Consider the following 20,959-nt stretch of genomic DNA (forward strand, 5'->3'; position numbering starts at 1 on the left):
CACCTCTTACTTATTTAGCTCTTGTAAGAACCTCTCTTCATTCCAAACTTCAACATTGTGCTTCTCTGCTTGCGCTAATTTTGAGCCAGCAGCTTCACCAGCAACAACTAAATCCGTACTTTTACTAACACTTCCTGTTACTTTTCCACCTAATGCCTCAATCTTCTTCTTCGCTTCACTGCGTCCCATCACTTCTAATTTCCCAGTTAAGACGACAGTTTTCCCTGCAAAGTAAGATTCAACATTTTGTAAATCTGCACTTTTTATGCCTTTGTATGTCATGTTCACGCCATACTCTTTAAACTGTTGTAATAGCTCTAATACATCTTCATTATCAAAATATGTCACAACGGATTGCGCCATTTTTTCACCAATTTCATTAATTGATTTTAGCTCCTCTTCCATCGCTTTCACAAGTGCATCCATCGTTTCAAAATGCTCTGCAAATGTACGTGCTGCTTTCGCTCCGACATGGCGAATTCCAAGGCCAAATAATAATCGCTCTAACGAGTTTTCCTTCGAATTCTCAATTGCTTGTATTAAATTTGTTGCTGATTTTTCACCAAAACGCTCTAGCTGTAGTAATTGTTCTTTCGTCAATGCATATAAATCTGCAAACGTACGAATATAATCTGCATCAAAGAGCTGTGTGATGACACGCTCGCCAAGTCCGTCAATATTCATTGCATTTCTTGAAACGAAATGAATTAATCCCTCGCGAATTTGGGCAGGACAAGTTGGATTTATACAACGAAGTGCAACCTCTTCTTCTAAACGAACTAGTTCACTCTCACATGCCGGACAATGCGTTGGCATGCGGTATTCTTCTTCCTCACCAGTACGCTTATCAAAAATAACGTTCACAACTTCAGGAATAATATCTCCAGCCTTTTTCACAACAACGTAGTCACCAATTCGAATGTCTTTTTCACGAATTAAATCCTCGTTATGTAAGGAAGCACGACGAACGATCGTACCAGCCACTCGTACTGGTTCTAACTCTGCAGTCGGTGTTACAACCCCTGTACGGCCAACACTTAATTCAATGCCCGTTAATCTCGTTACAACTTCTTCAGCCGGGAATTTATAAGCAATCGCCCATCTTGGACTCTTTGCAGTAGTTCCTAGGCTTTCTTGAAGAGCAACATCGTCTACTTTTATAACGATCCCATCAATCTCATAATCAAGATTCGGACGTTTTTCCTGCCATTCTTCTACATAAGCTATAACCTCTTCAATTGTTTCACATGTACGGCGATTTGGATTCGTCTTAAACCCCAGTTCACCTAAGAAATCAAGTGATTCGCTATGCGATGAAATTGTTTTTTCTTCTACATTTGCAAGACCATATACAAACATGGATAGGTTACGCTTTGCTGCAATTTTCGTATCAAGTTGACGTATTGAACCTGCTGCCGCATTACGCGGATTCGCAAATACATCTTCACCGTTTTGCTCTTTTTCTTCATTTAGTTTAACGAATGAACGCTTCGGCATATAAGCCTCGCCTCGCGCTTCTAACGTTACCTCTTCATTTAATCGAAGTGGAATTGCTTTAATCGTTTTCAAGTTTTGGGTAATATCTTCACCTGTTATACCATCACCACGTGTTGCACCTTGAATAAAGCGTCCTTTTTCATAATGAAGTGAAACAGCAAGTCCGTCAATTTTTAATTCACATATATATCTTACATTCGCATCATCAATTCCTTGACGTACTCTTCGGTCAAAATCACGCAAATCTCCTTCGTTAAATGCATTTCCTAAACTTAACATCGGTGACTTATGCGTTACTTTTTCAAATATATCAAGAACAGTTCCCCCAACGCGCACGGAGGGAGAGTCTTCACTCATGAACTCTGGATTCTCTGCTTCTAATTTTATAAGCTCCTGCATATTACGGTCATACTCCGCATCAGAAACAGAAGGATTGTCTAATACGTGATATTGATAGTTAAATGTATTTAACAAATCACGTAGTTCTTCTATACGTTTTTTTGCTATCTCTTTTGACATATCCTCATTCCTTTCCTATTGTTTCGTCACAGGTGCAAATTTTGCTAATAAACGTTTAACACCAATCGGGCTTGGGAACGCGATATCTAATTCTTTTGAATCACCTTCGCCTTTTACACTTACAACTGTACCGACTCCCCATTTTTGGTGGGAAGCTTTATCGCCTACTGCCCAGCCAATTTGCTCGCCGCCTGTTGTCTTAACAGCCGGACGTACGAAAGCTGAACGAGAGCGTGTTGTTGTTGCCGCAGCTCCTGTCGTTCTTCCTTTTGCACTAAACGAAGTTTCACGCTTCGGCGCTGTTTCATTTAATGGTTCCACCAACTCTGCCGGGATTTCTGTAATAAATCGAGATGCTGCATTCATACTTGTCCTACCAAATAAAGTACGCATTTGCGCATTCGATAAGTATAATTCTTCTTCTGCACGAGTAATACCTACATAAGCAAGGCGACGCTCTTCTTGCATTTCATCTTCTTCCATAAGAGAACGCGTATGCGGGAATATTCCTTCCTCTAAACCAACGATAAAGACTACAGGGAACTCTAGCCCTTTTGCTGAGTGCATCGTCATTAAAATAACTTCTTCACCAGCAGTTGGATCTTCATCTACACGATCAATATCCGCGACAAGAGCTAAGTCTGTTAGGAATGCAACAAGGCTCTTATCTTCACTTTGAGATTCGAACGTTTGCGTAACAGATAAAAACTCATCTAAGTTTTCTAAACGGCCTTCTGCTTCTAAAGAACGTTCATTTTTCAACATCTCGCGATATCCTGTTTTTTCAATGACTTCTTCTACTAATTCTGTAACAGATAAGTACTCTTGCATATTTACCCAGTTGTGTAGTAAACTTGCGAATTCTTTTACTGCCTTTGTAATTTTTGCACTTACACCAACATGCTCAATTTCATCAAATACAGCCGTTAATGAAATTCCGTTTTGCACACCGTAATTAATAATTTTATCGATAGAAGTCGCACCAATCCCGCGCTTCGGCATGTTAATAATACGTGCGAAACTAATCTCATCATCAGGATTCCCAATTAAACGTAAGTACGCCAAAATGTCTTTAATTTCTTTACGGTCGTAGAACTTCGTACCGCCGACAATTTTATAAGGGATATTAGATTTCAGGAAAATCTCCTCAACCATACGAGACTGAGCATTCGTACGATATAATACTGCAAAGTCAGTATATTTTCGGTTCCCCATTTGAATATCATCACGAATTTTTTTCGCAACAAAATACGCTTCGTCCTTTTCAGTTGCAGCACGATAATACGAAATTTTGCTCCCAACTTGGTTGTCTGTCCATAATTTTTTCGGTTTACGATTCGTATTTTTTTCAATAACAGCATTGGCTGCATTTAAAATATTTTGTGACGAACGATAGTTTTGTTCTAACAGAATAACTTGCGCATTCTCATAGTCTTTTTCGAATGACAAAATGTTAGAAATATCCGCACCACGCCAGCGATAAATAGACTGATCTGAGTCACCCACAACACAAAGGTTTTTAAAACGTGCTGCTAAATGTTTAACAAGAAGGTACTGCGCTTTGTTCGTATCTTGATACTCATCCACGTGAATATATTGGAACTTACGCTGATAAAACTCTAGTACTTCTGGAACACGTTCAAATAGCTGAATCGTTGTCATAATTAAATCATCAAAGTCTAATGAGTTATTTTTCAAAAGACGTTTTTGATATTCTGTATATACATCGCTCGTTAATTTTTCATATGGATCAGCGATTGTAATTTTTTTTGCATATTTATCTGCAGATAACAGTTCATTTTTCGCATTACTAATACCGGCTAAAATAGAGCGCGGCTCAAATTTCTTCGGATCAATATTACGCTCTTTCATAATTTTTTTGACTACAGTTAACTGATCGCCTGAATCTAAGATTGTAAAGTTACGATTAATACCAATACGATCGATATCACGTCGTAAAATACGTACACACATAGAGTGGAACGTAGAAATCCAAATATCTTCTGCTTCTGGTCCGACAAGTGTATCAATACGCTCGCGCATTTCACGAGCAGCCTTATTTGTAAAGGTAATAGCTAGTACATTCCATGGCGCTACACCTTTTTCACCAAGTAAATATGCAATACGATGTGTTAACACACGTGTTTTACCACTACCCGCTCCCGCCATTAATAGCAGCGGTCCATTCGTTGTTTGCACTGCTTTTTGTTGCTGTGGATTTAAACCATTTAATAACTTATCCGTCATACTCATATACGCCTGCACCTACTCTCCTTTTACTGCTTTAACTGTTTTTAACGCCGATTTTATATCATCATAAATAACATTTCCAACAACTACTGTATCGGCATACTGCGCTACTTCTTTCGCTTGTTCTGCATTAGAAATGCCACCGCCATAATATAACTTAGCTTGTTTCAATTCTGCTTTTACATTTTTAACAAGTTCAATATCTCCATACGTACCGCTATATTCTAAATAGAATATCGGTAAATGTAATAGCTTGTCTGCTAAACGCGCGTATGCAATAACGTCATCTTCTGTTAAATCACATTTTGCATCTGTAAGCTGGGCTACTTTCGCTTCAGGATTTAAAACACAATACCCTTCCATGAAAATTTCGTCCCAGTCCATAATATCCCCAAATTCTTTCAATGCCTCGTGATGAACACCTGTTACCCATTCTACTTTTCGGCTATTTAATACACTTGGGATGTAATAAAAATCAAAGCCTGGTGTGATTGCTTCCACATCAGAAACCTCTAACACGCAAGGAACTGCATATCTACGAATGCTAACTAGCATGTGTAATACGTTATCAATTGTAACTCCATCACTTCCGCCTACAATAACAGCATCGGTTCCAGACTCACAAATCATTTCTAAATGTTCATCGCTTAACTCCTTATTTGGATCAAGCTTAAATACATGTTTCCATCCGGAAATATCGTACATGAAAACACCCTTTCTTTTCTCTAGTTATATCTATAGTTCTGTTTAAAATAACAGTTAGTTTTCATCTTGTTTTTTTTAAATAGCTATTAAATATTTTTCAAAAAGAAGGATTTCATTTTACCTTCTTTTTATGCATTCTTTCATTATAACAAAAAAAGCTACTGACACACACGCCCATTCCAACATCTTTTTCAACGTCAAATGTTGGATTACATATCCCCAAAATCACACGGAATACTAATAAGAGAAGTAGTATTTACTATTTCAATTTTCATAAAAAGGAGTGTTTTTCTAATGAAGCAAAACATCGGGACAATAAACGCTCTAATTCGAATTACACTTGGGCTTGTCCTCTTCGGATGTAGTGCCACTAAACTTGTACGCAATCCGTGGTGCACTTGGTCTAACATTTTTCTATGGATTGGTGCAATGAAAGTTGCAGAGGGAATTGTTCGCTTCTGCCCTATTGTTGAAGCATGGAAATTTGGAAAATACATGAATATGGGCGCATTTAAAATGCCTGGCATGAATTTTACTGAAAAAGGACATGCTAAAGAAGAAGTGAATCAAACTTCCGCTCATGACAAGCCAAAGTCAAAGGGAAGTTATGATGCTTCTGACAAAGAGATTGAGTCAGCGATTGAAGAAATAATCCTGGCAAAACCGCTTTGAATCATTTGTCACGATGCAAGATGCTCTCAAAGGGACTTAGCTGCTGCAGTGGGCGGTTAAGTCCTCTTTATTTTACCACAAAACAGAACGTACATTCTTTTTCATCCCTAACACGTACATAAAAAATACCAAATAAAAAAATTCAGAAGATTAGGTATGAACCCCTTGCTTAAAATGATATAAAAGTGATATCATTTTTATATCAGGAGGCGATCATATGAAAGAAAAACAAGTATTTTATGTAAATGGATTTCTAGGTGTTATTGGAATTTTAGTTTTAGCCGCTATCGGTGTATTTTGCCTTGTACAAGAAATGTTTGTAATAGCTATTTTAGCTCTCATATTAGCATCTGTTTTGGCTACAGGCATCGGTATCGTTCAACCGAATCAAGCGAAAGTTATTACGTTCTTCGGTAATTATTTAGGAACAATTCGTCAAAACGGTTTATTTTTAACAATTCCATTTGCATTCCGTCAAACTGTATCTTTACGTGTTGAAAACTTTAATAGTAAGAAATTAAAAGTAAATGATGTCGAAGGAAATCCAATTGAAATTGCAGCTGTTATCGTATATAAGGTGGTTGATTCTGCAAAAGCAATGTTTGGTGTTGAGCATTACGATCGATTCGTAGAAATCCAAAGTGAAACAGCAATCCGCCACGTGGCAACAAAATATCCTTATGATAATTTCCAGGATGAAACTTGTATTACGTTACGTGGAAATACTGAGGAAATTTCAGAAGAGCTAAAACGCGAATTAGAAGCGCGTCTTGAAATTGCTGGTGTAGAAGTATTAGAAACTCGTTTAACGCATTTAGCTTACGCAACAGAAATTGCCCATGCAATGCTACAACGTCAACAAGCAAAAGCAGTGTTAGCTGCTAGAAAAGAGATTGTTGAAGGTGCTGTGAAAATGGCCAAAGATTCAATCCATATGTTGGATGAAGAAGGCGTGCTGGAACTCGATGACGAGCGTAAAGCAAATATGGTAAACAACTTATTGGTTGCCATCGTTTCAGATAAAGGTGCGCAACCAGTTATTAATACAGGAAGCCTATACTAATAGGTTGTAAATAATTATGGCTAAAAAGAAAAGCTTCCCATTACGTATTGATCCTGAATTACACGCAGTCATCGAAAAATGGGCGAATGATGAGTTTCGTAGCGTCAATGCACACATCGAGTATTTACTTCGAGAAATGGCAAAGCAAAAAGGAAAATTGAAGAAAGATAAAGATGCATAAAAATCCCGCTGAGAAATCAGCGGGATTTTTTATACATTAGCTTCTCGTCATCTCATGCCCAATTGCACGATATCCTATATCACTTCGATAAAACAGACCATCACTTTCAATTTTACCGATTTCTTTATATACTTTATCTTTTGCTTCTTGTAAACTATTCGCCTTGCAAGCAACAAATAATACACGACCACCATTTGTTACAAAATCACCGTGTTTCATTACTGTCCCCGCATGGAAAACAATCACATCTTGCAATGCATCTAATCCGTTAATAACTTCACCTTTTTTATACGCTTCTGGATATCCTTTAGAAGCAAGTACAACACCGATAACAGCATCTTCTGACCATTGTAAAGTTAGTTCACTTTCATCTAACACAGCGTTGCATACATCAACTAAATCATTCTCTAAGCGAGGTAATACAACTTCCGTTTCAGGATCACCAAAGCGAGCATTAAATTCAATTACCTTTGGACCATCATTTGTTAAAATAAGCCCTGCATATAAAATACCTGTAAACGAACGATTTTCTTGGATCATCGCTTTAGCAGTTGGGTGTAATACTGTTTCAATCGCCTCTTGAACTGCTGATTCTGGAATTTGTGGTACTGGAGAATATGCGCCCATTCCACCTGTATTAGGACCCTTATCGCCATCAAAAGCTCGTTTATGGTCTTGAGCAATTACCATCGGATGTACAGTTGTTCCATTTACAAATGCCATCAATGAAAATTCTTGTCCATCTAAAAACTCTTCAATAACGACCTTCTTACTTGCCACGCCGAATTTCACATCTTGTAGCATTTCTTTCACAGCTTGTAATGCCTCTTCAAGCGTCATTGCTACCGTTACACCTTTACCAGCAGCTAATCCATCAGCTTTAATAACAATTGGCGCACCAACTTTTTGAATGTACTTTACTGCTTCATCATAGTCTGTAAAAGTTTCGTATGCAGCAGTTGGTATATTATACTTTTCCATCAACTCTTTCGTAAAAGCTTTACTGCCTTCAATAACAGCAGCCGCTTTATTCGGACCAAATACGCGAAGTCCCTCTTCTTTAAAACGATCAACAATTCCATTCATAAGCGGAATTTCTGGCCCAACGAAAGTTAATTCAACATTATTCTCTTTGGCAAATAAAACTAATGCATCAAAATCATTTTCATCAATATCAACTGGTGTTGCAACATCTCGCATACCTTCATTACCTGGTGCTACATACACCTTCTCCACCTTTTCAGATTGTGCAAACTTCCAAGCTAAAGCATGCTCACGCCCACCGCGGCCAATTACTAAAACATTCATATTTCATCCCCCAATAATTAAATAAGTACAAACTAGAAGCTATGCTCCTAGTTTGCTTTTTCATATCAATAAAAGGTTATCTTAACCGGACTTTTTAAATATCCTCTATTAGTGTTTGAAATGACGTACGCCAGTAAACACCATCGTAATCCCATACTTATCTGCCATTTTGATAGAATCTTCGTCACGGATTGATCCGCCTGGTTGAATGATTGCTGTAATTCCTGCTTTGGCTGCTTCTTCTACTGTATCTGGCATTGGGAAGAAAGCATCAGATGCAAGTGCGCTACCTTGTGCTTTTTCGCCAGCTTGTGTCATTGCAATTTTTGCAGAGCCTACACGGTTCATCTGTCCCGCGCCTACACCAACCGTCATGTTATCATTCGCTAAAACAATTGCATTTGATTTCACATGTTTTACAACTTTCCAAGCTAGTTTTAAATCTTTCCACTCTTGCTCTGATGGTTCACGTTTCGTTGGAATTGAAATTGTGTTCTCATCTAATGATAACGTATCTTCCTCTTGAACAAGAAGACCACCTTGGACAGAAGTTAGTTTTTTGCTTGCACTTGTCGCTTTTTCAATATTTACAGTTAGTAAGCGTAAGTTCTTCTTGCTTTGCAACACTTCTAAAGCTTCTTGCGAGAACGAAGGAGCGATAACAATTTCTAAGAAAATTTCGTGTAACTTTTCTGCTGTAGCTTTATCAATTTCACGATTTGCTGCAATAATACCGCCGAAGATTGATACTGGATCCGCTTCATAAGCACGAGTATATGCCTTGTGAATATCAGTTCCTACTCCAACGCCACATGGATTCATATGTTTTACCGCTACTACTGCTGGTTCTGTAAATTCTTTTACAATGCTAAGCGCTGCGTCTGCGTCATTAATATTGTTATAAGATAATTCCTTACCATGTAATTGTTCTGCATATGCAACAGAAGAAGTTGCAGCAAATGGTGCTTTATAGAAAGTAGCCTTTTGATGTGGGTTCTCTCCATAACGTAAGTCTTGCTTTTTCTCAAACGTTACAGTTAACGTTTCTGGACTTTCTTCACCCATTTGTTCTGTTAAGTAGTTAGAAATTAACGCATCATATGCCGCTGTATGACGGAATACTTTCGCTGCTAATTTACGTTTCGTCTCTTCTTTTACTTCGCCGTTCTCTTTCAGTTCTGCTAATACAACATCATAATCTACTGGATCTACGATTACCGATACAAATTTATGATTTTTCGCAGCAGAGCGAATCATTGTTGGGCCACCGATATCAATATTTTCAATTGCATCAGCAAATGTTACATCAGGCTTAGCGATTGTTTCTTTAAATGGGTATAAGTTAACAACAACAAAGTCAATTGGTTGAATGCCTAATTCATTCATTTGCGCTACATGTGTTTCATTATCACGAACTGCTAATAGACCACCATGAATATTTGGATGTAATGTTTTTACACGGCCATCCATAATTTCTGGGAAACCAGTTACTTCAGAAATACCGATTACTTGTAAACCATTTTCTTCCAGTAATTTTTTCGTACCACCTGTTGAAATAACTTCAATCCCTTGTTCTAGTAAACCTCTAACAAATTCTACTACTCCTGTTTTATCTGAAACACTTACTAATGCACGCTTTTTCATTTATCCTTCACCCCTGGTTGTATGTTAGTTAACAGTTGGTTCTTTCACAGACTGAACAATTTGATTCACTGTATTTACGTATAATTTATGTTCAACTTGTTGAATTTTCTTTTGTAAGCTTTCTCTCGTATCACCTTCAGAAACAACTACTGCTTCTTGCGCAATAATTGGACCTGTATCCATACCTGCATCTACATAATGAATTGTTACTCCAGTTACTTTCACACCTGCTTCTAACGCTTGACCGACAGCATCTTTCCCCGGGAAACTCGGTAGTAGTGATGGATGAATGTTAATAATCTTCCCGCCATATGCTTCTAGTAAAGTTGGCCCAATTAAACGCATATATCCAGCTAAAATAACATAATCAATTTCATACTCTTCTAGCTTCTTTAATATTTCTTTTTCAAATGCTTCTTTTGACTCATATGCTTTCGCTGAAAAAGCGAAACATGGGATATGATGATAATGTGCCCGTCCAATAACGCGTGCTTCTGGTTTATCACATACTAATAAACTAATATCTGCATCCAATCTCTTTTCTTCTACCGCATTAACGAGAGATTGAAAGTTAGATCCGCTTCCAGAAGCAAAAACTGCTAATCTACTCATAGTGCTGTGCCCCCATTGAAGGTAACACCATCCCCTTGTACAGTACGACCAATAATACGAGCTGTTTCTCCTTGCTCTTCAAGAAGACGAACAATATCTTTTGCATCTTCTTCCCTTACCGCTACTACCATACCAATACCCATGTTAAAAATATTGAACATTTCTTTCTCTTCTAGTTTCCCAACTTCTTGAAGCAAATTGAAAATCGGCTGAATTTCCCAAGATCCAAGTTCAATCTCAGCACCAATTCCTTCTGGCAACATACGTGGAATATTTTCAATGAATCCACCACCTGTAATATGAGCCATACCGTATACTTCATGTTTTTTCAATAGTTCTAAAATAGGTTTGACATAAATTTTCGTTGGTTTTAATAACTCCTCACCAAGAGGTAGTTCTAAGCGTCCATAAATGCGATCTAAAGATAGTTCTCCATCTTCTAGTAACACTTTTCGTACTAAAGAGTAACCATTACTATGAATACCGCTAGATGCTAAGCCAATTAATACGTGACCAGCTTCAATCTTTTCACCTGTTACAATTTTCTTTTTATCAACAATCCCAACTGTAAAACCAGCTAAATCGTATTCTTCCGTAGAATACATTCCTGGCATTTCAGCTGTTTCCCCACCAATTAATGCACAACCAGCTTGGCGACAGCCCTCTGATATACCTTTGACGATGTTTTCAATTTTACTAGGTTCAGCTTTACCACAAGCAATATAATCAAGGAAGAAAAGCGGCTCTGCCCCTTGGACAACAATATCATTTACACACATCGCTACTGCATCAATACCAATTGTGTCATGTTTATCTGCCATAAAAGCGAGCATCAATTTTGTTCCCACGCCATCTGTTCCAGATACTAATACAGGTTCTTCTAATGCAAATTTTGATAGATCAAACATACCTCCAAAACCGCCTAAACCGCCTAGTACTTCTTTTCTCATTGTTGTTTGTACGTGTTTTTTCATGCGAGATACCGCTTCATATCCAGCTTCAATATCTACTCCTGCTTGCTTATATGCATTCGCCATCGTTATTTACACCTCGTCTTTTAATTTCTCCCCATCCAGGGCGGCCGTTTTTAAGAAAGAAGCTAGCTTCTACATCAAAAGAAGTAGAAGCTTTTTTCACTTTCTTATTTCATACTTTCTAAAAGCTCTTGCTCATAATCATAAAGAGCTGTTGGATAGTCTCCATTGAAGTAAGCCATACATAGGCCGCCATATTTCCCTTCATATGGACGTCCAATTGCATCTACTAATCCATCTTCACTTAAAAATGTTAAAGAATCCGCTCCGATCATTTCACGGATTTCTTCTACTGTATTATTTGCTGCAATTAATTCTTTTCTCGTTTGAATATCAATACCATAGAAACATGGATATTTTAGAGGCGGTGAAGCAATTCTTACATGAACCTCTGTCGCTCCAGCTTCACGAAGCATACGAACAATTCGTTTGCTTGTCGTTCCTCTTACGATAGAGTCGTCAATCATAACAACTCGTTTCCCCTCAACTACACCTCTTACTGCGGAAAGCTTCATCTTTACCCCTTGCTCTCGCAGTTCTTGAGAAGGTTGAATAAATGTACGTCCAACGTAACGATTTTTAATTAATCCTAACTCATATGGAATACCTGTCGCCTCAGCATAACCGATCGCAGCTGAAATACTAGAATCTGGTACACCAGTAACAACATCAGCTTCAATAGGAGCTTCTGCCGCTAAACGTTTCCCCATGTTTTTACGTGCTGCGTGGACATTAATACCAGCGATATTAGAATCCGGACGCGCAAAGTAAATGTACTCCATACTACAAATTGCATGATCTACTTCATTTGTAAAACGATCTACGTGAATTCCTTCATCATTGATGATAAGTAATTCACCCGGTTCTACATCACGAATGTATGTTGCACCTACTACATCGAAAGCACATGTTTCTGATGCTACAACGTAAGCATCACCCATCTTTCCAATTGAAAGAGGACGGAACCCATTCGGATCTAGCGCAACAATCATTTCATTCCCAGTTAGTAAAAGGTATGCAAACGCACCTTTCACTTTATTTAGTGCCTCTTTTACACTTTCAATTAAAGAATCTTTCGTACTACGCTTAATAAGATGTAAAAGTACTTCTGTATCTGAACTCGTTTGAAAAATACTTCCCTCTGCCTCTAATTCGCGGCGAAGCATTTTTGCATTAATTAAATTTCCGTTATGAGCTAATGCCATACTATGATCAGAAAAACGGAATAATAATGGTTGAACGTTAGCTACTTCACTTCCACCAGCCGTCGCGTATCGTACGTGTCCGATTGCTGATTTTCCGTTCAATCCTTCTAGCTCACCTCTTGAAAACACTTCCGATATTAAACCTAATCCCTTGTGACCGACGATTTTTTCCCCATTATTTACAACAATGCCTGCGCCCTCTTGCCCACGGTGCTGCAAACTGTGCAATCCGTAGTACGAAACTTGTGCCGCATTTTCATGCCCCCAAATTCCAAAGACGCCACATTCTTCATTTAACCCCTTTATTTCAGCAAGCATGGGATTGCCCCTTTCCAAGCCTGTCTCATTTCATCTACATTTGCTGTAAGTAATACTTCATTTTCTTCATTATGAATTGTTACCTCATTTGTATCTGTCACTGCTCCAACTTGAATTGCTTCGACAACTTTCTCGAACGCTTCTTTGTTTTCACGTTTTACAGTTAGAACGAAGCGAGATTGTGATTCCGCAAATAATACCGCCGTTGCTTCACCGTCTAATTTCACAGTAGCACCTAAACCGTTAGCACCAATTGCACTTTCAGAAATTGCAACTGCTAAACCACCTTCAGCAACATCATGTGCCGATTGAACAAGGCCAGCTTGAATTGCTTCTAATACTTGTTTTTGGCGTTTTAATTCTACATCTAGATCGATACTTGGTGATTGGCCGAAAATTTTGCCGTGGATCATTTTCTGTAATTCACTTCCACCAAATTCAGCTTTCGTCTCTCCAATTACGTACACTAAATCCCCAGCTTGCTTAAATTCTTGTGTTGTTACATGTTTTAAATCATGGACAAGACCAACCATCCCAACAGTCGGTGTTGGATATACCGCTTCACCACTACGCTCGTTATACATCGATACGTTTCCGCCAATAACTGGCGTTTGTAATGTGCGACAAGCTTCACTCATACCATCTACCGATTTCTCAATTTGCCAGAAGATTTCCGGTTTTTCTGGGTTACCAAAGTTTAAGCAATCTGTAATTGCAAGTGGCTCTCCACCAGAACATACGATATTACGCGCTGCCTCTGCTACCGCAATTTTACCGCCCGTTTCTGGATCTAAGTAAATATAGCGAGAGTTACAATCTGTCGTCATTGCTAATCCTTTTTCTGTACCGCGTACACGTACAACCGCTGCATCTGAACCTGGTGTAACAACTGTGCTTGTGCGTACTTGATAATCATATTGATCATATACCCACTCTTTACTTGCAATTGTCGGTTGTTGTAGTAAAGCGAATAACGTTTCTTTATAATCTTCTACTTGCGGTGTTTCCACTTTCATCTGCTGGAACTCAGCAAAGTATGCTGCTTCTTTTGATGGTTTATGATAAATTGGCGCTTCTTCTGCAAGAGCATCTGCTGGTACTTCAGCTACCATTTCACCTTTATGGAATAAGCGAAGCATTTTGTCTTCCGTTACTTTCCCCATCGTAACTGCTGCAAGACCATACTTCTCAAATAAATCTACTATTTCTTGCTCTCTACCTTTTTTGATAACAATTAACATACGCTCTTGTGATTCAGATAGCATCATTTCATATGGTGTCATTCCCGTTTCACGCTGTGGTACATCATCTAAGTACATTTCAATACCCATACCTGCTTTACTTGCCATTTCTGCAGAAGATGAAGTTAAACCAGCAGCTCCCATATCTTGAATTCCAACAAGTGCATCAGACTGAATAAGTTCTAAACATGCTTCGATAAGAAGTTTCTCCATAAATGGATCTCCTACTTGAACTGCCGGACGTTTCGCTTCTGAGCTTTCAGATAGTTCTTCAGATGCGAATGTTGCACCGTGAATACCGTCACGACCAGTTGATGCTCCTACGTACATTACTGTATTGCCAGCACCGTGTGCTTGCCCTTTTTTAATATCCTCGTGGTTAATTAAACCTACGCACATTGCATTTACAAGTGGATTTCCTTCGTAACATGGATCGAATTGTACTTCGCCACCAACAGTAGGAATACCGATGCAGTTACCGTATCCTGCGATTCCTGCTACTACTTCTTCGAATAAATATTTCACACGTGGTGATTGTAGTTCACCGAAGCGAAGTGAGTTTAATAGAGCTACTGGACGTGCTCCCATAGAGAATACGTCACGGATAATACCACCAACGCCTGTTGCTGCTCCTTGATATGGTTCAATAGCAGAAGGATGGTTATGGCTTTCCATTTTAAATACAACCGCTTGATTATCACCGATATCTACAATTCCAGCGCCTTCTCCAGGGCCTTGCAGGACACGCTCACCTGTTGTTGGGAACTTGCGAAGAACTGGTTTTGAATTTTTATAACTACAATGTTCAGACCACATTACAGAGAATAAACCTGTTTCTGTATAATTCGGCAAACGGCCTAGAATCTTTTCAACCATGGCAAACTCTTCGTCTGTTAGCCCCATTTCCGCATATATACGCTCTTCTTTAATTTGTGTTGGATTTGGTTCAAGCATTAACGACATATGTTTCCCTCCACTGTTTTAAGATAGATTGAAAGACTTTTAACCCTTCAGCACCACCAAGCAATTCATCTACAGCACGCTCTGGGTGTGGCATCATACCAAGTACATTTCCCTTTTCATTTACAATACCAGCAATATCTGAAACGCTACCGTTCGGATTTTCTACATAACGGAATGCGATTTGATTATTCTTTTCTAATTGTTTAAGAGTTACTTCATCACAATAGTAATTCCCTTCACCATGTGCAATTGGAATATTGATTACTTCATCTTTTTCATATTGTGATGTAAACATCGTTTCGTTATTTTCAACACGTAACTGAACAGTGCGACACATAAATTTTAAGTTTTCGTTTCTTATTAGTGCTCCTGGTAGTAATCCTGATTCAACAAGAATCTGGAATCCATTACACACTCCTAAAATTGGTTTTCCTTGCTCAGCAGCTTTTTGCACTGCTTTCATTGCGTTAGCAAAGCGAGAAATAGCACCACAACGTAAATAGTCACCGTAAGAGAATCCACCAGGTAGTAAAATTGCATCATATTCATCTAAATTCTCTCTATCGTGCCAAACGTAATCTACTTCTTCACCAAGCTCATCTTTAATTGCATGGAACATATCGACATCACAGTTCGAACCCGGAAATACTATTACGGCAAATTTCACTGTGCGACAACCTCCTCAACTTCATAACGGAAGTCTTCCATTACAACGTTTGCTAATAATTTTTCACACATTTCCTTTACCTTTTCGTCAAGGTCAGATACAGATTTATCAATTGTTAGTTCCATGTACTTTCCGATTCGAACATCCTGTACTTCTGTAAATGAAAGACTATGAAGTGCCCCTTTTACTGCTGTTCCTTGTGGATCTAATACGCTTTCTCTTAACGTTACATATACCTTAACTTTATACATGTGAAATTCCCCCTAAACGTTTTAAAATCTCTTCATAAGCTTCTGTTAAATTTCCAAGATCGCGACGGAATACGTCTTTATCAAACTTTTCATTGCTCGTTTCATCCCATAAACGGCAAGTATCTGGTGAGATCTCATCCGCTAATATGATTTCTCCTTCTTCCGTTACACCAAACTCTAATTTAAAATCTACTAATCTTACACGACAGCTTGCGAAATGCTCAATCAATACTTGATTGATTTGTAGAGCCATATCTCGTAATACGCTTACTTGCTCTGGTGACGCAACATTTAATACACGAATATGATCTTCCGTTACAAGCGGATCACCTAAATCATCATCTTTGAAGTAAAATTCTACGATTGGTTCTGCAAGTACAGTTCCCTCTTCCATTCCTAATCGCTTTGAAAGGCTTCCTGCAATTACATTTCTTGTGACAACTTCTAAAGGAATAATACTCACTTTTTTTACAAGTTGCTCTGTTTCAGATAACTTCTCAACAAAATGTGTTTTTATTCCTACTTCTTGTAACTTTCTGAACAATAAAGTTGTAATCTCATTGTTCAAACGACCTTTTCCTGTAATCGTCTCTTTTTTCTCCCCATTGAAAGCAGTCGCACTATCTTTGTACTCTACCCAAACCATATCTGCTGATTCTGTACGATAAATTCTTTTTGCCTTACCTTCATACAGCAATTCTAGCTTTTGCATTTCGCAAGCCCCCTGTAGTTTGAAAAATGTGAATAATATTTTTATAAAGAATGGCACAGAATGACTCTATTCTGTGCCATATAAAATTTTACGCTTCGTTTAATCCTAGGCGTTCAAAGATTGTATCAACATGTTGCATATGATGCTCATAGTTGAAGCATTCGTTAATTTCCTCTTGCGTTAATTTGCTCGTAATACGCTCATCAGCTTCTACAAGCTCTTTAAATTGTACTTGTGTTTCCCAAGCTTCCATCGCTTTAGGCTGTACGATATCATAAGCTTCTTCACGTACCATACCTTTGTCGATTAGTGTAAGCATTACGCGCTGAGAGTAAATTAAGCCGTATGTTCTTGTCATATTGCGTTTCATATTCTCCGGGTATACAGTTAAGTTTTTAACGATATTACCAAAGCGATTTAACATGTAATTTAATGCGATTGTAGCATCTGGTAGAATTACGCGTTCTGCTGAAGAGTGAGAAATGTCGCGCTCATGCCATAATGGAACATTCTCGTAAGCCGTCATCATATAACCGCGGATAACACGAGCTAAACCAGTCATATTTTCAGATCCAATTGGATTACGTTTATGTGGCATTGCAGAAGAACCTTTTTGACCTTTTGCGAAAGCCTCTTCAACTTCACGTGTTTCACTCTTTTGTAAACCACGAATCTCAACTGCCATCTTTTCAATAGATGTTGCGATTAGCGCAAGTGTTGACATGTAATGTGCATGACGATCACGTTGCAATGTTTGTGTTGAAATTGGTGCCGCTTCTAATCCTAAGTTTTCACAAACAAATTTTTCTACGAATGGATCAATGTTCGCGTATGTACCAACTGCACCAGATAATTTACCAACGCGAACTGTATCCGCAGCTTGTTTGAAACGCTCTACGTTACGTTTCATTTCTTCATACCAAAGACCAAGTTTTAAACCAAATGTCGTTGGCTCTGCATGAACACCGTGCGTTCTTCCCATCATAATCGTGTATTTATGCTCTTTCGCTTTGTTAGCTAAAATGCTAACGAAGTTTTCTAAGTCTTTTAACAAGATTTCATTTGCTTGTTTTAAGATGTAAGATAAAGCTGTATCTACTACGTCTGTAGATGTTAAACCGTAATGAACCCATTTGCGTTCTTCACCTAATGTTGGTGTTTCTGATACAGCACGAGTGAAAGCAACTACGTCATGACGTGTTTCTTTTTCAATTTCATAAATACGATCAATATCAAATGATGCATGCTCACGAATTTTTTTAACATCTTCTTTTGGAATATCGCCAAGCTCAGCCCATGCTTCACAAGCTAAAATCTCAACTTCTAACCATGCTTTAAATTTATTCTCTTCCGTCCAAATAGCACCCATTTCAGGGCGTGTATAACGATTAATCATCTTTTTCCCTCCAACAGTTGTTCTTGATGGTCCCAAATATGCAAACTCTTCGCTTTTTCTAGAGCGACTTCAATATTATCATTTAAAATATTAACATGCCCCATTTTTCGCTGCGCTTTTGCTTCTTCTTTTCCATACAAGTGTAAATAGCACCCGGTTAATCTATTCACTTGTCCTAGGACCCCTTCTATATGTTCGCCTAAAATGTTTACCATGACAACTGGTTTTAACAAATTTGTTTCTCCAAGAGGTAAATTACAGATTGCTCGAATATGTTGACCAAATTGACTCGTTTCACATGCATCCTGTGTATAGTGTCCTGAATTGTGAGGTCTTGGTGCTAATTCATTAATGTAAATCTCACCATTAGCTGTAGCAAACATCTCTACCGCTAGTGTTCCCACAAGTTCTAATTCATCCGCAAGTACCTTTGCGTAAGCAATTGCTTTTTGAGAAAGTTCTTCTGTAATGCGAGCTGGAACGATAGATTCATGTAAAATGTTATTCACATGAATATTTTCCGCTACTGGAAACACTTTCGTTTCACCACTTACACTACGAATGACAATAGCTGATACTTCTTTTTCAAAAGGCACCCATTTTTCTAGAATGCATTCTGCTTCATTCGCAAGATTTCGTGCCTTCTCAACATCAGCTTCACTTCTTAAAACAACTTGCCCTTTCCCATCATATCCACCTGTCGTTGTTTTTAAGACGGAAGGATATGATAACTCAGCAATCGCTTTAGTAAGCTGCTCTTGATTTTGAACTAATCTATACGTCGCTACCGGTAACCCGGCTTTTTCAATTGCATTCTTTTCTGTAAAACGATTTTGCGTTTTATTTAACAACTGACTACCTTGTGGTAAGTAAGCATGTTTTTCAAGCCATTGTAAACATCTATAATCAATATTCTCAAATTCATATGTGACAACATCACTTATCTCTGCTAAATGCTGAATTGCTTTTAAATCGTCATATGGTGCAACAATTTCAACATCAGCAACTTGTGCACATGGTGAATGCTTTGTAGGATCTAAAACAGCAATTTTATATCCCATCTCCTTAGCTGCCAATGCCATCATTCTTCCAAGCTGGCCGCCTCCAATAATGCCGATTGTTTTTCCAGGTAAAATGATTCTCGTCATACTAGCTCACTACCTTCACGCACATCTTTTTCAATCGCTTCTCGTCTCAATTCCAATGCATCATGTATATCATCATGGAATGATCCAAGTATTTGTGCAGCAAGTAATCCAGCATTTGTTGAACCAGCTTTACCAATTGCAACAGTTGCAACTGGAACCCCTCCTGGCATTTGGACGATGGATAATAATGAATCTAATCCGTTTAACGCTTTTGATTGAACTGGAACGCCAATTACAGGAAGATTTGTCTTCGCTGCAACCATTCCTGGTAAATGCGCTGCTCCACCAGCTCCAGCAATAATAACTTTCAATCCACGTTCACGAGCCGTCTCTGCATATTCAAACATATAATCCGGAGTCCGATGAGCGGATACAACTTTTTTCTCATACGGTATATTTAATTCATCTAAAATGTCACAAGCAAATTTCATTGTTTCCCAGTCTGACGTACTTCCCATTATGACTCCAACTAGTGATTTCATATTAGAATCCCCCCGATTCAAATAAAAAAAGCCTGAAATAGAACAGTTTCTCTTTTACTATGAGAGAAAGCGCTCTACTCAGGCATACGTATCCCTTGTGAATAGAAAAATACCGAGTGACTTTCCCTCATAGTCTAACGAATAACGGTCGTTAGGTAGAGACTTGCAGGCCATATCCCCGCGATTATATGAGGTCTTATAAAATATTGTTTCTATGGCTATATTAACAATATTTTATAAACAATGTCAATAAATAATCGAATGTTTTTTTACTAGTTACCAATAACGTTCGTGTTTTAGTTATATTCAAAAGAAGAATTGCAACTATATGCAAGAAGGAAAGGGAATTAGAATATATATTTCTAGAGATCTATTTTACGTACAATTGTTTATATGGTACTTCAGTACATTTTAATAAAAGTATATAAACTCTTATTCTCTATACATCAATAGAACTTATATTATAGCGATTTAATTTTTAGGGGGAGAATAACCGTGAAAAAAAATAACTATGCTATTATCTTATTTATTTTTCTCTATCGCAGTAATTGCTATAATGATTGAATACTTATTTATATCATCCCATTTTTTCTACTCTCATTTTTTAAAATATATACTTATAATAGAAATAATGTTTCCTGTTCTTAAGTATTATTTTAGGACAGTCGGAAAATCAGGAACACAAAAAATCATTGCCATTATTTTAAACAGTCTCTATTTCATTCTTTTTTCATTTTTGGCGTTATTAAATTTATGGATTATGACATTTGGTAAATAAAAATAAACACAAAAAAGACGAGTCATTCTGACTCGTCTTAAGCTTGCTTGGCGACGTCCTACTCTCACAGGGACAAGGTCCCAACTACCATCGGCGCTAGAGAGCTTAACTTCCGTGTTCGGTATGGGAACGGGTGTGACCTCTCTGCCATCATCACCAAACTATGAAGGCATATTCCTTCAAAACTAGATAACATTTGCTACATATTATATGGTTAAGTCCTCGATCTATTAGTATTCGTCAGCTCCACATGTCACCATGCTTCCACCTCGAACCTATCAACCTGATCATCTTTCAGGGATCTTACTAGCTT

19 protein-coding genes, 2 rRNA genes and 1 riboswitch are annotated in these 20,959 nt (G+C 38.0%); of the genes, 4 read left to right on the forward strand and 17 right to left on the reverse strand.

The features are described from left to right. Positions 1-6: 6 nt before the first annotated feature. Genes ligA through ACS2MN_RS23715 form a run of 3 tightly spaced genes read right to left on the reverse strand, consistent with a single transcriptional unit; the run spans position 7 to position 4,971 of the window. A complete protein-coding gene (ligA, locus tag ACS2MN_RS23705; protein WP_346994895.1) occupies positions 7-2,016 on the reverse strand; it encodes an NAD-dependent DNA ligase LigA in 2,010 nt (669 codons plus the stop codon). 15 nt (positions 2,017-2,031) lie between these two features. Further along, on the reverse strand, positions 2,032-4,281 hold the full coding sequence (gene pcrA / locus ACS2MN_RS23710) for a DNA helicase PcrA (RefSeq protein ID WP_001149617.1): 2,250 nt from the start codon (positions 4,279-4,281) through the stop codon (positions 2,032-2,034). Continuing rightward, entirely contained in the window at positions 4,282-4,971 is a 690-nt protein-coding gene (locus tag ACS2MN_RS23715; protein ID WP_000272082.1) for a heptaprenylglyceryl phosphate synthase, read from the reverse strand. Between the two features lie 294 nt (positions 4,972-5,265). Between ACS2MN_RS23715 and ACS2MN_RS23720 the strand changes: the two genes are divergently transcribed. From ACS2MN_RS23720 to ACS2MN_RS23730, 3 genes are all read left to right on the forward strand, one after another. Next, positions 5,266-5,643: a YgaP family membrane protein gene (locus ACS2MN_RS23720; protein WP_000812355.1), complete on the forward strand. Its 378-nt coding sequence runs from the start codon at positions 5,266-5,268 to the stop codon at positions 5,641-5,643. 217 nt (positions 5,644-5,860) lie between these two features. Next, the gene (locus ACS2MN_RS23725) at positions 5,861-6,706 is read left to right on the forward strand and encodes an SPFH domain-containing protein (protein ID WP_000660692.1); all 846 of its coding nucleotides are present in this window, start codon (positions 5,861-5,863) and stop codon (positions 6,704-6,706) included. 16 nt (positions 6,707-6,722) lie between these two features. Then, entirely contained in the window at positions 6,723-6,887 is a 165-nt protein-coding gene (locus ACS2MN_RS23730) for a toxin-antitoxin system HicB family antitoxin (RefSeq protein ID WP_001085171.1), read from the forward strand. A gap of 36 nt (positions 6,888-6,923) precedes the next feature. Here the strand turns inward: ACS2MN_RS23730 and purD are convergent, their stop codons facing one another. The 12 genes from purD to purE all read right to left on the reverse strand — a co-directional run bounded on the left by purD (position 6,924) and on the right by purE (position 19,868). Beyond that, complete coding sequence (purD, locus tag ACS2MN_RS23735) at positions 6,924-8,195, reverse strand: phosphoribosylamine--glycine ligase (protein WP_087951281.1); 1,272 nt, start codon at positions 8,193-8,195, stop codon at positions 6,924-6,926. Between the two features lie 108 nt (positions 8,196-8,303). Continuing rightward, entirely contained in the window at positions 8,304-9,839 is a 1,536-nt protein-coding gene (gene purH / locus ACS2MN_RS23740; protein ID WP_098709377.1) for a bifunctional phosphoribosylaminoimidazolecarboxamide formyltransferase/IMP cyclohydrolase, read from the reverse strand. A 24-nt stretch (positions 9,840-9,863) separates the two neighbouring features. Then, positions 9,864-10,451, reverse strand: a complete 588-nt coding sequence (purN, locus tag ACS2MN_RS23745) for a phosphoribosylglycinamide formyltransferase (protein ID WP_000088570.1) — start codon at positions 10,449-10,451, stop codon at positions 9,864-9,866. Further along, positions 10,448-11,488: a phosphoribosylformylglycinamidine cyclo-ligase gene (gene purM, locus ACS2MN_RS23750; RefSeq protein WP_001262428.1), complete on the reverse strand. Its 1,041-nt coding sequence runs from the start codon at positions 11,486-11,488 to the stop codon at positions 10,448-10,450. Before purM ends, purN begins: the two co-directional genes overlap by 4 nt. Before the next feature lie 104 nt (positions 11,489-11,592). After that, positions 11,593-13,008 (reverse strand): amidophosphoribosyltransferase, encoded by a 1,416-nt coding sequence (gene purF / locus ACS2MN_RS23755; protein ID WP_000879031.1) that lies wholly within the window; start codon positions 13,006-13,008, stop codon positions 11,593-11,595. Further along, the gene (gene purL, locus ACS2MN_RS23760) at positions 12,993-15,212 is read right to left on the reverse strand and encodes a phosphoribosylformylglycinamidine synthase II (RefSeq protein WP_000055551.1); all 2,220 of its coding nucleotides are present in this window, start codon (positions 15,210-15,212) and stop codon (positions 12,993-12,995) included. The genes purF and purL overlap by 16 nt, the downstream gene beginning before the upstream one ends. Then, positions 15,196-15,879 (reverse strand): phosphoribosylformylglycinamidine synthase subunit PurQ, encoded by a 684-nt coding sequence (gene purQ / locus ACS2MN_RS23765; protein WP_000666770.1) that lies wholly within the window; start codon positions 15,877-15,879, stop codon positions 15,196-15,198. The genes purL and purQ overlap by 17 nt, the downstream gene beginning before the upstream one ends. Continuing rightward, positions 15,876-16,130, reverse strand: a complete 255-nt coding sequence (purS, locus tag ACS2MN_RS23770; RefSeq protein ID WP_071720175.1) for a phosphoribosylformylglycinamidine synthase subunit PurS — start codon at positions 16,128-16,130, stop codon at positions 15,876-15,878. Before purS ends, purQ begins: the two co-directional genes overlap by 4 nt. Then, positions 16,123-16,842, reverse strand: a complete 720-nt coding sequence (gene purC / locus ACS2MN_RS23775) for a phosphoribosylaminoimidazolesuccinocarboxamide synthase (RefSeq protein WP_001170546.1) — start codon at positions 16,840-16,842, stop codon at positions 16,123-16,125. Before purC ends, purS begins: the two co-directional genes overlap by 8 nt. 88 nt (positions 16,843-16,930) lie before the next feature. Further along, positions 16,931-18,238: an adenylosuccinate lyase gene (gene purB, locus ACS2MN_RS23780; RefSeq protein ID WP_000610752.1), complete on the reverse strand. Its 1,308-nt coding sequence runs from the start codon at positions 18,236-18,238 to the stop codon at positions 16,931-16,933. Continuing rightward, complete coding sequence (purK, locus tag ACS2MN_RS23785) at positions 18,235-19,386, reverse strand: 5-(carboxyamino)imidazole ribonucleotide synthase (protein WP_000196786.1); 1,152 nt, start codon at positions 19,384-19,386, stop codon at positions 18,235-18,237. Before purK ends, purB begins: the two co-directional genes overlap by 4 nt. Then, entirely contained in the window at positions 19,383-19,868 is a 486-nt protein-coding gene (gene purE, locus ACS2MN_RS23790) for a 5-(carboxyamino)imidazole ribonucleotide mutase (protein ID WP_000839361.1), read from the reverse strand. Before purE ends, purK begins: the two co-directional genes overlap by 4 nt. 110 nt (positions 19,869-19,978) lie before the next feature. Beyond that, positions 19,979-20,080, reverse strand: a riboswitch (purine riboswitch). A gap of 299 nt (positions 20,081-20,379) precedes the next feature. On the opposite strand from purE, the gene ACS2MN_RS23795 reads away from it, so the two are divergent. Next, positions 20,380-20,646 carry a hypothetical protein gene (locus ACS2MN_RS23795; RefSeq protein WP_346994896.1) on the forward strand — a complete coding sequence of 89 codons (267 nt, stop codon included), beginning with the start codon at positions 20,380-20,382 and terminating at the stop codon, positions 20,644-20,646. A 45-nt stretch (positions 20,647-20,691) separates the two neighbouring features. Here the strand turns inward: ACS2MN_RS23795 and rrf are convergent. Together rrf and ACS2MN_RS23805 are read right to left on the reverse strand one after the other, a co-directional pair. After that, positions 20,692-20,807 (reverse strand): 5S ribosomal RNA (gene rrf / locus ACS2MN_RS23800). Positions 20,808-20,856: 49 nt separating this feature from the next. Further along, positions 20,857-20,959: ribosomal RNA gene (locus ACS2MN_RS23805) — 23S ribosomal RNA — on the reverse strand; the annotation flags it as partial.

This window comes from Bacillus cereus group sp. BceL062, from assembly GCF_051780025.1.
Taxonomy (GTDB): domain Bacteria; phylum Bacillota; class Bacilli; order Bacillales; family Bacillaceae_G; genus Bacillus_A; species Bacillus_A toyonensis.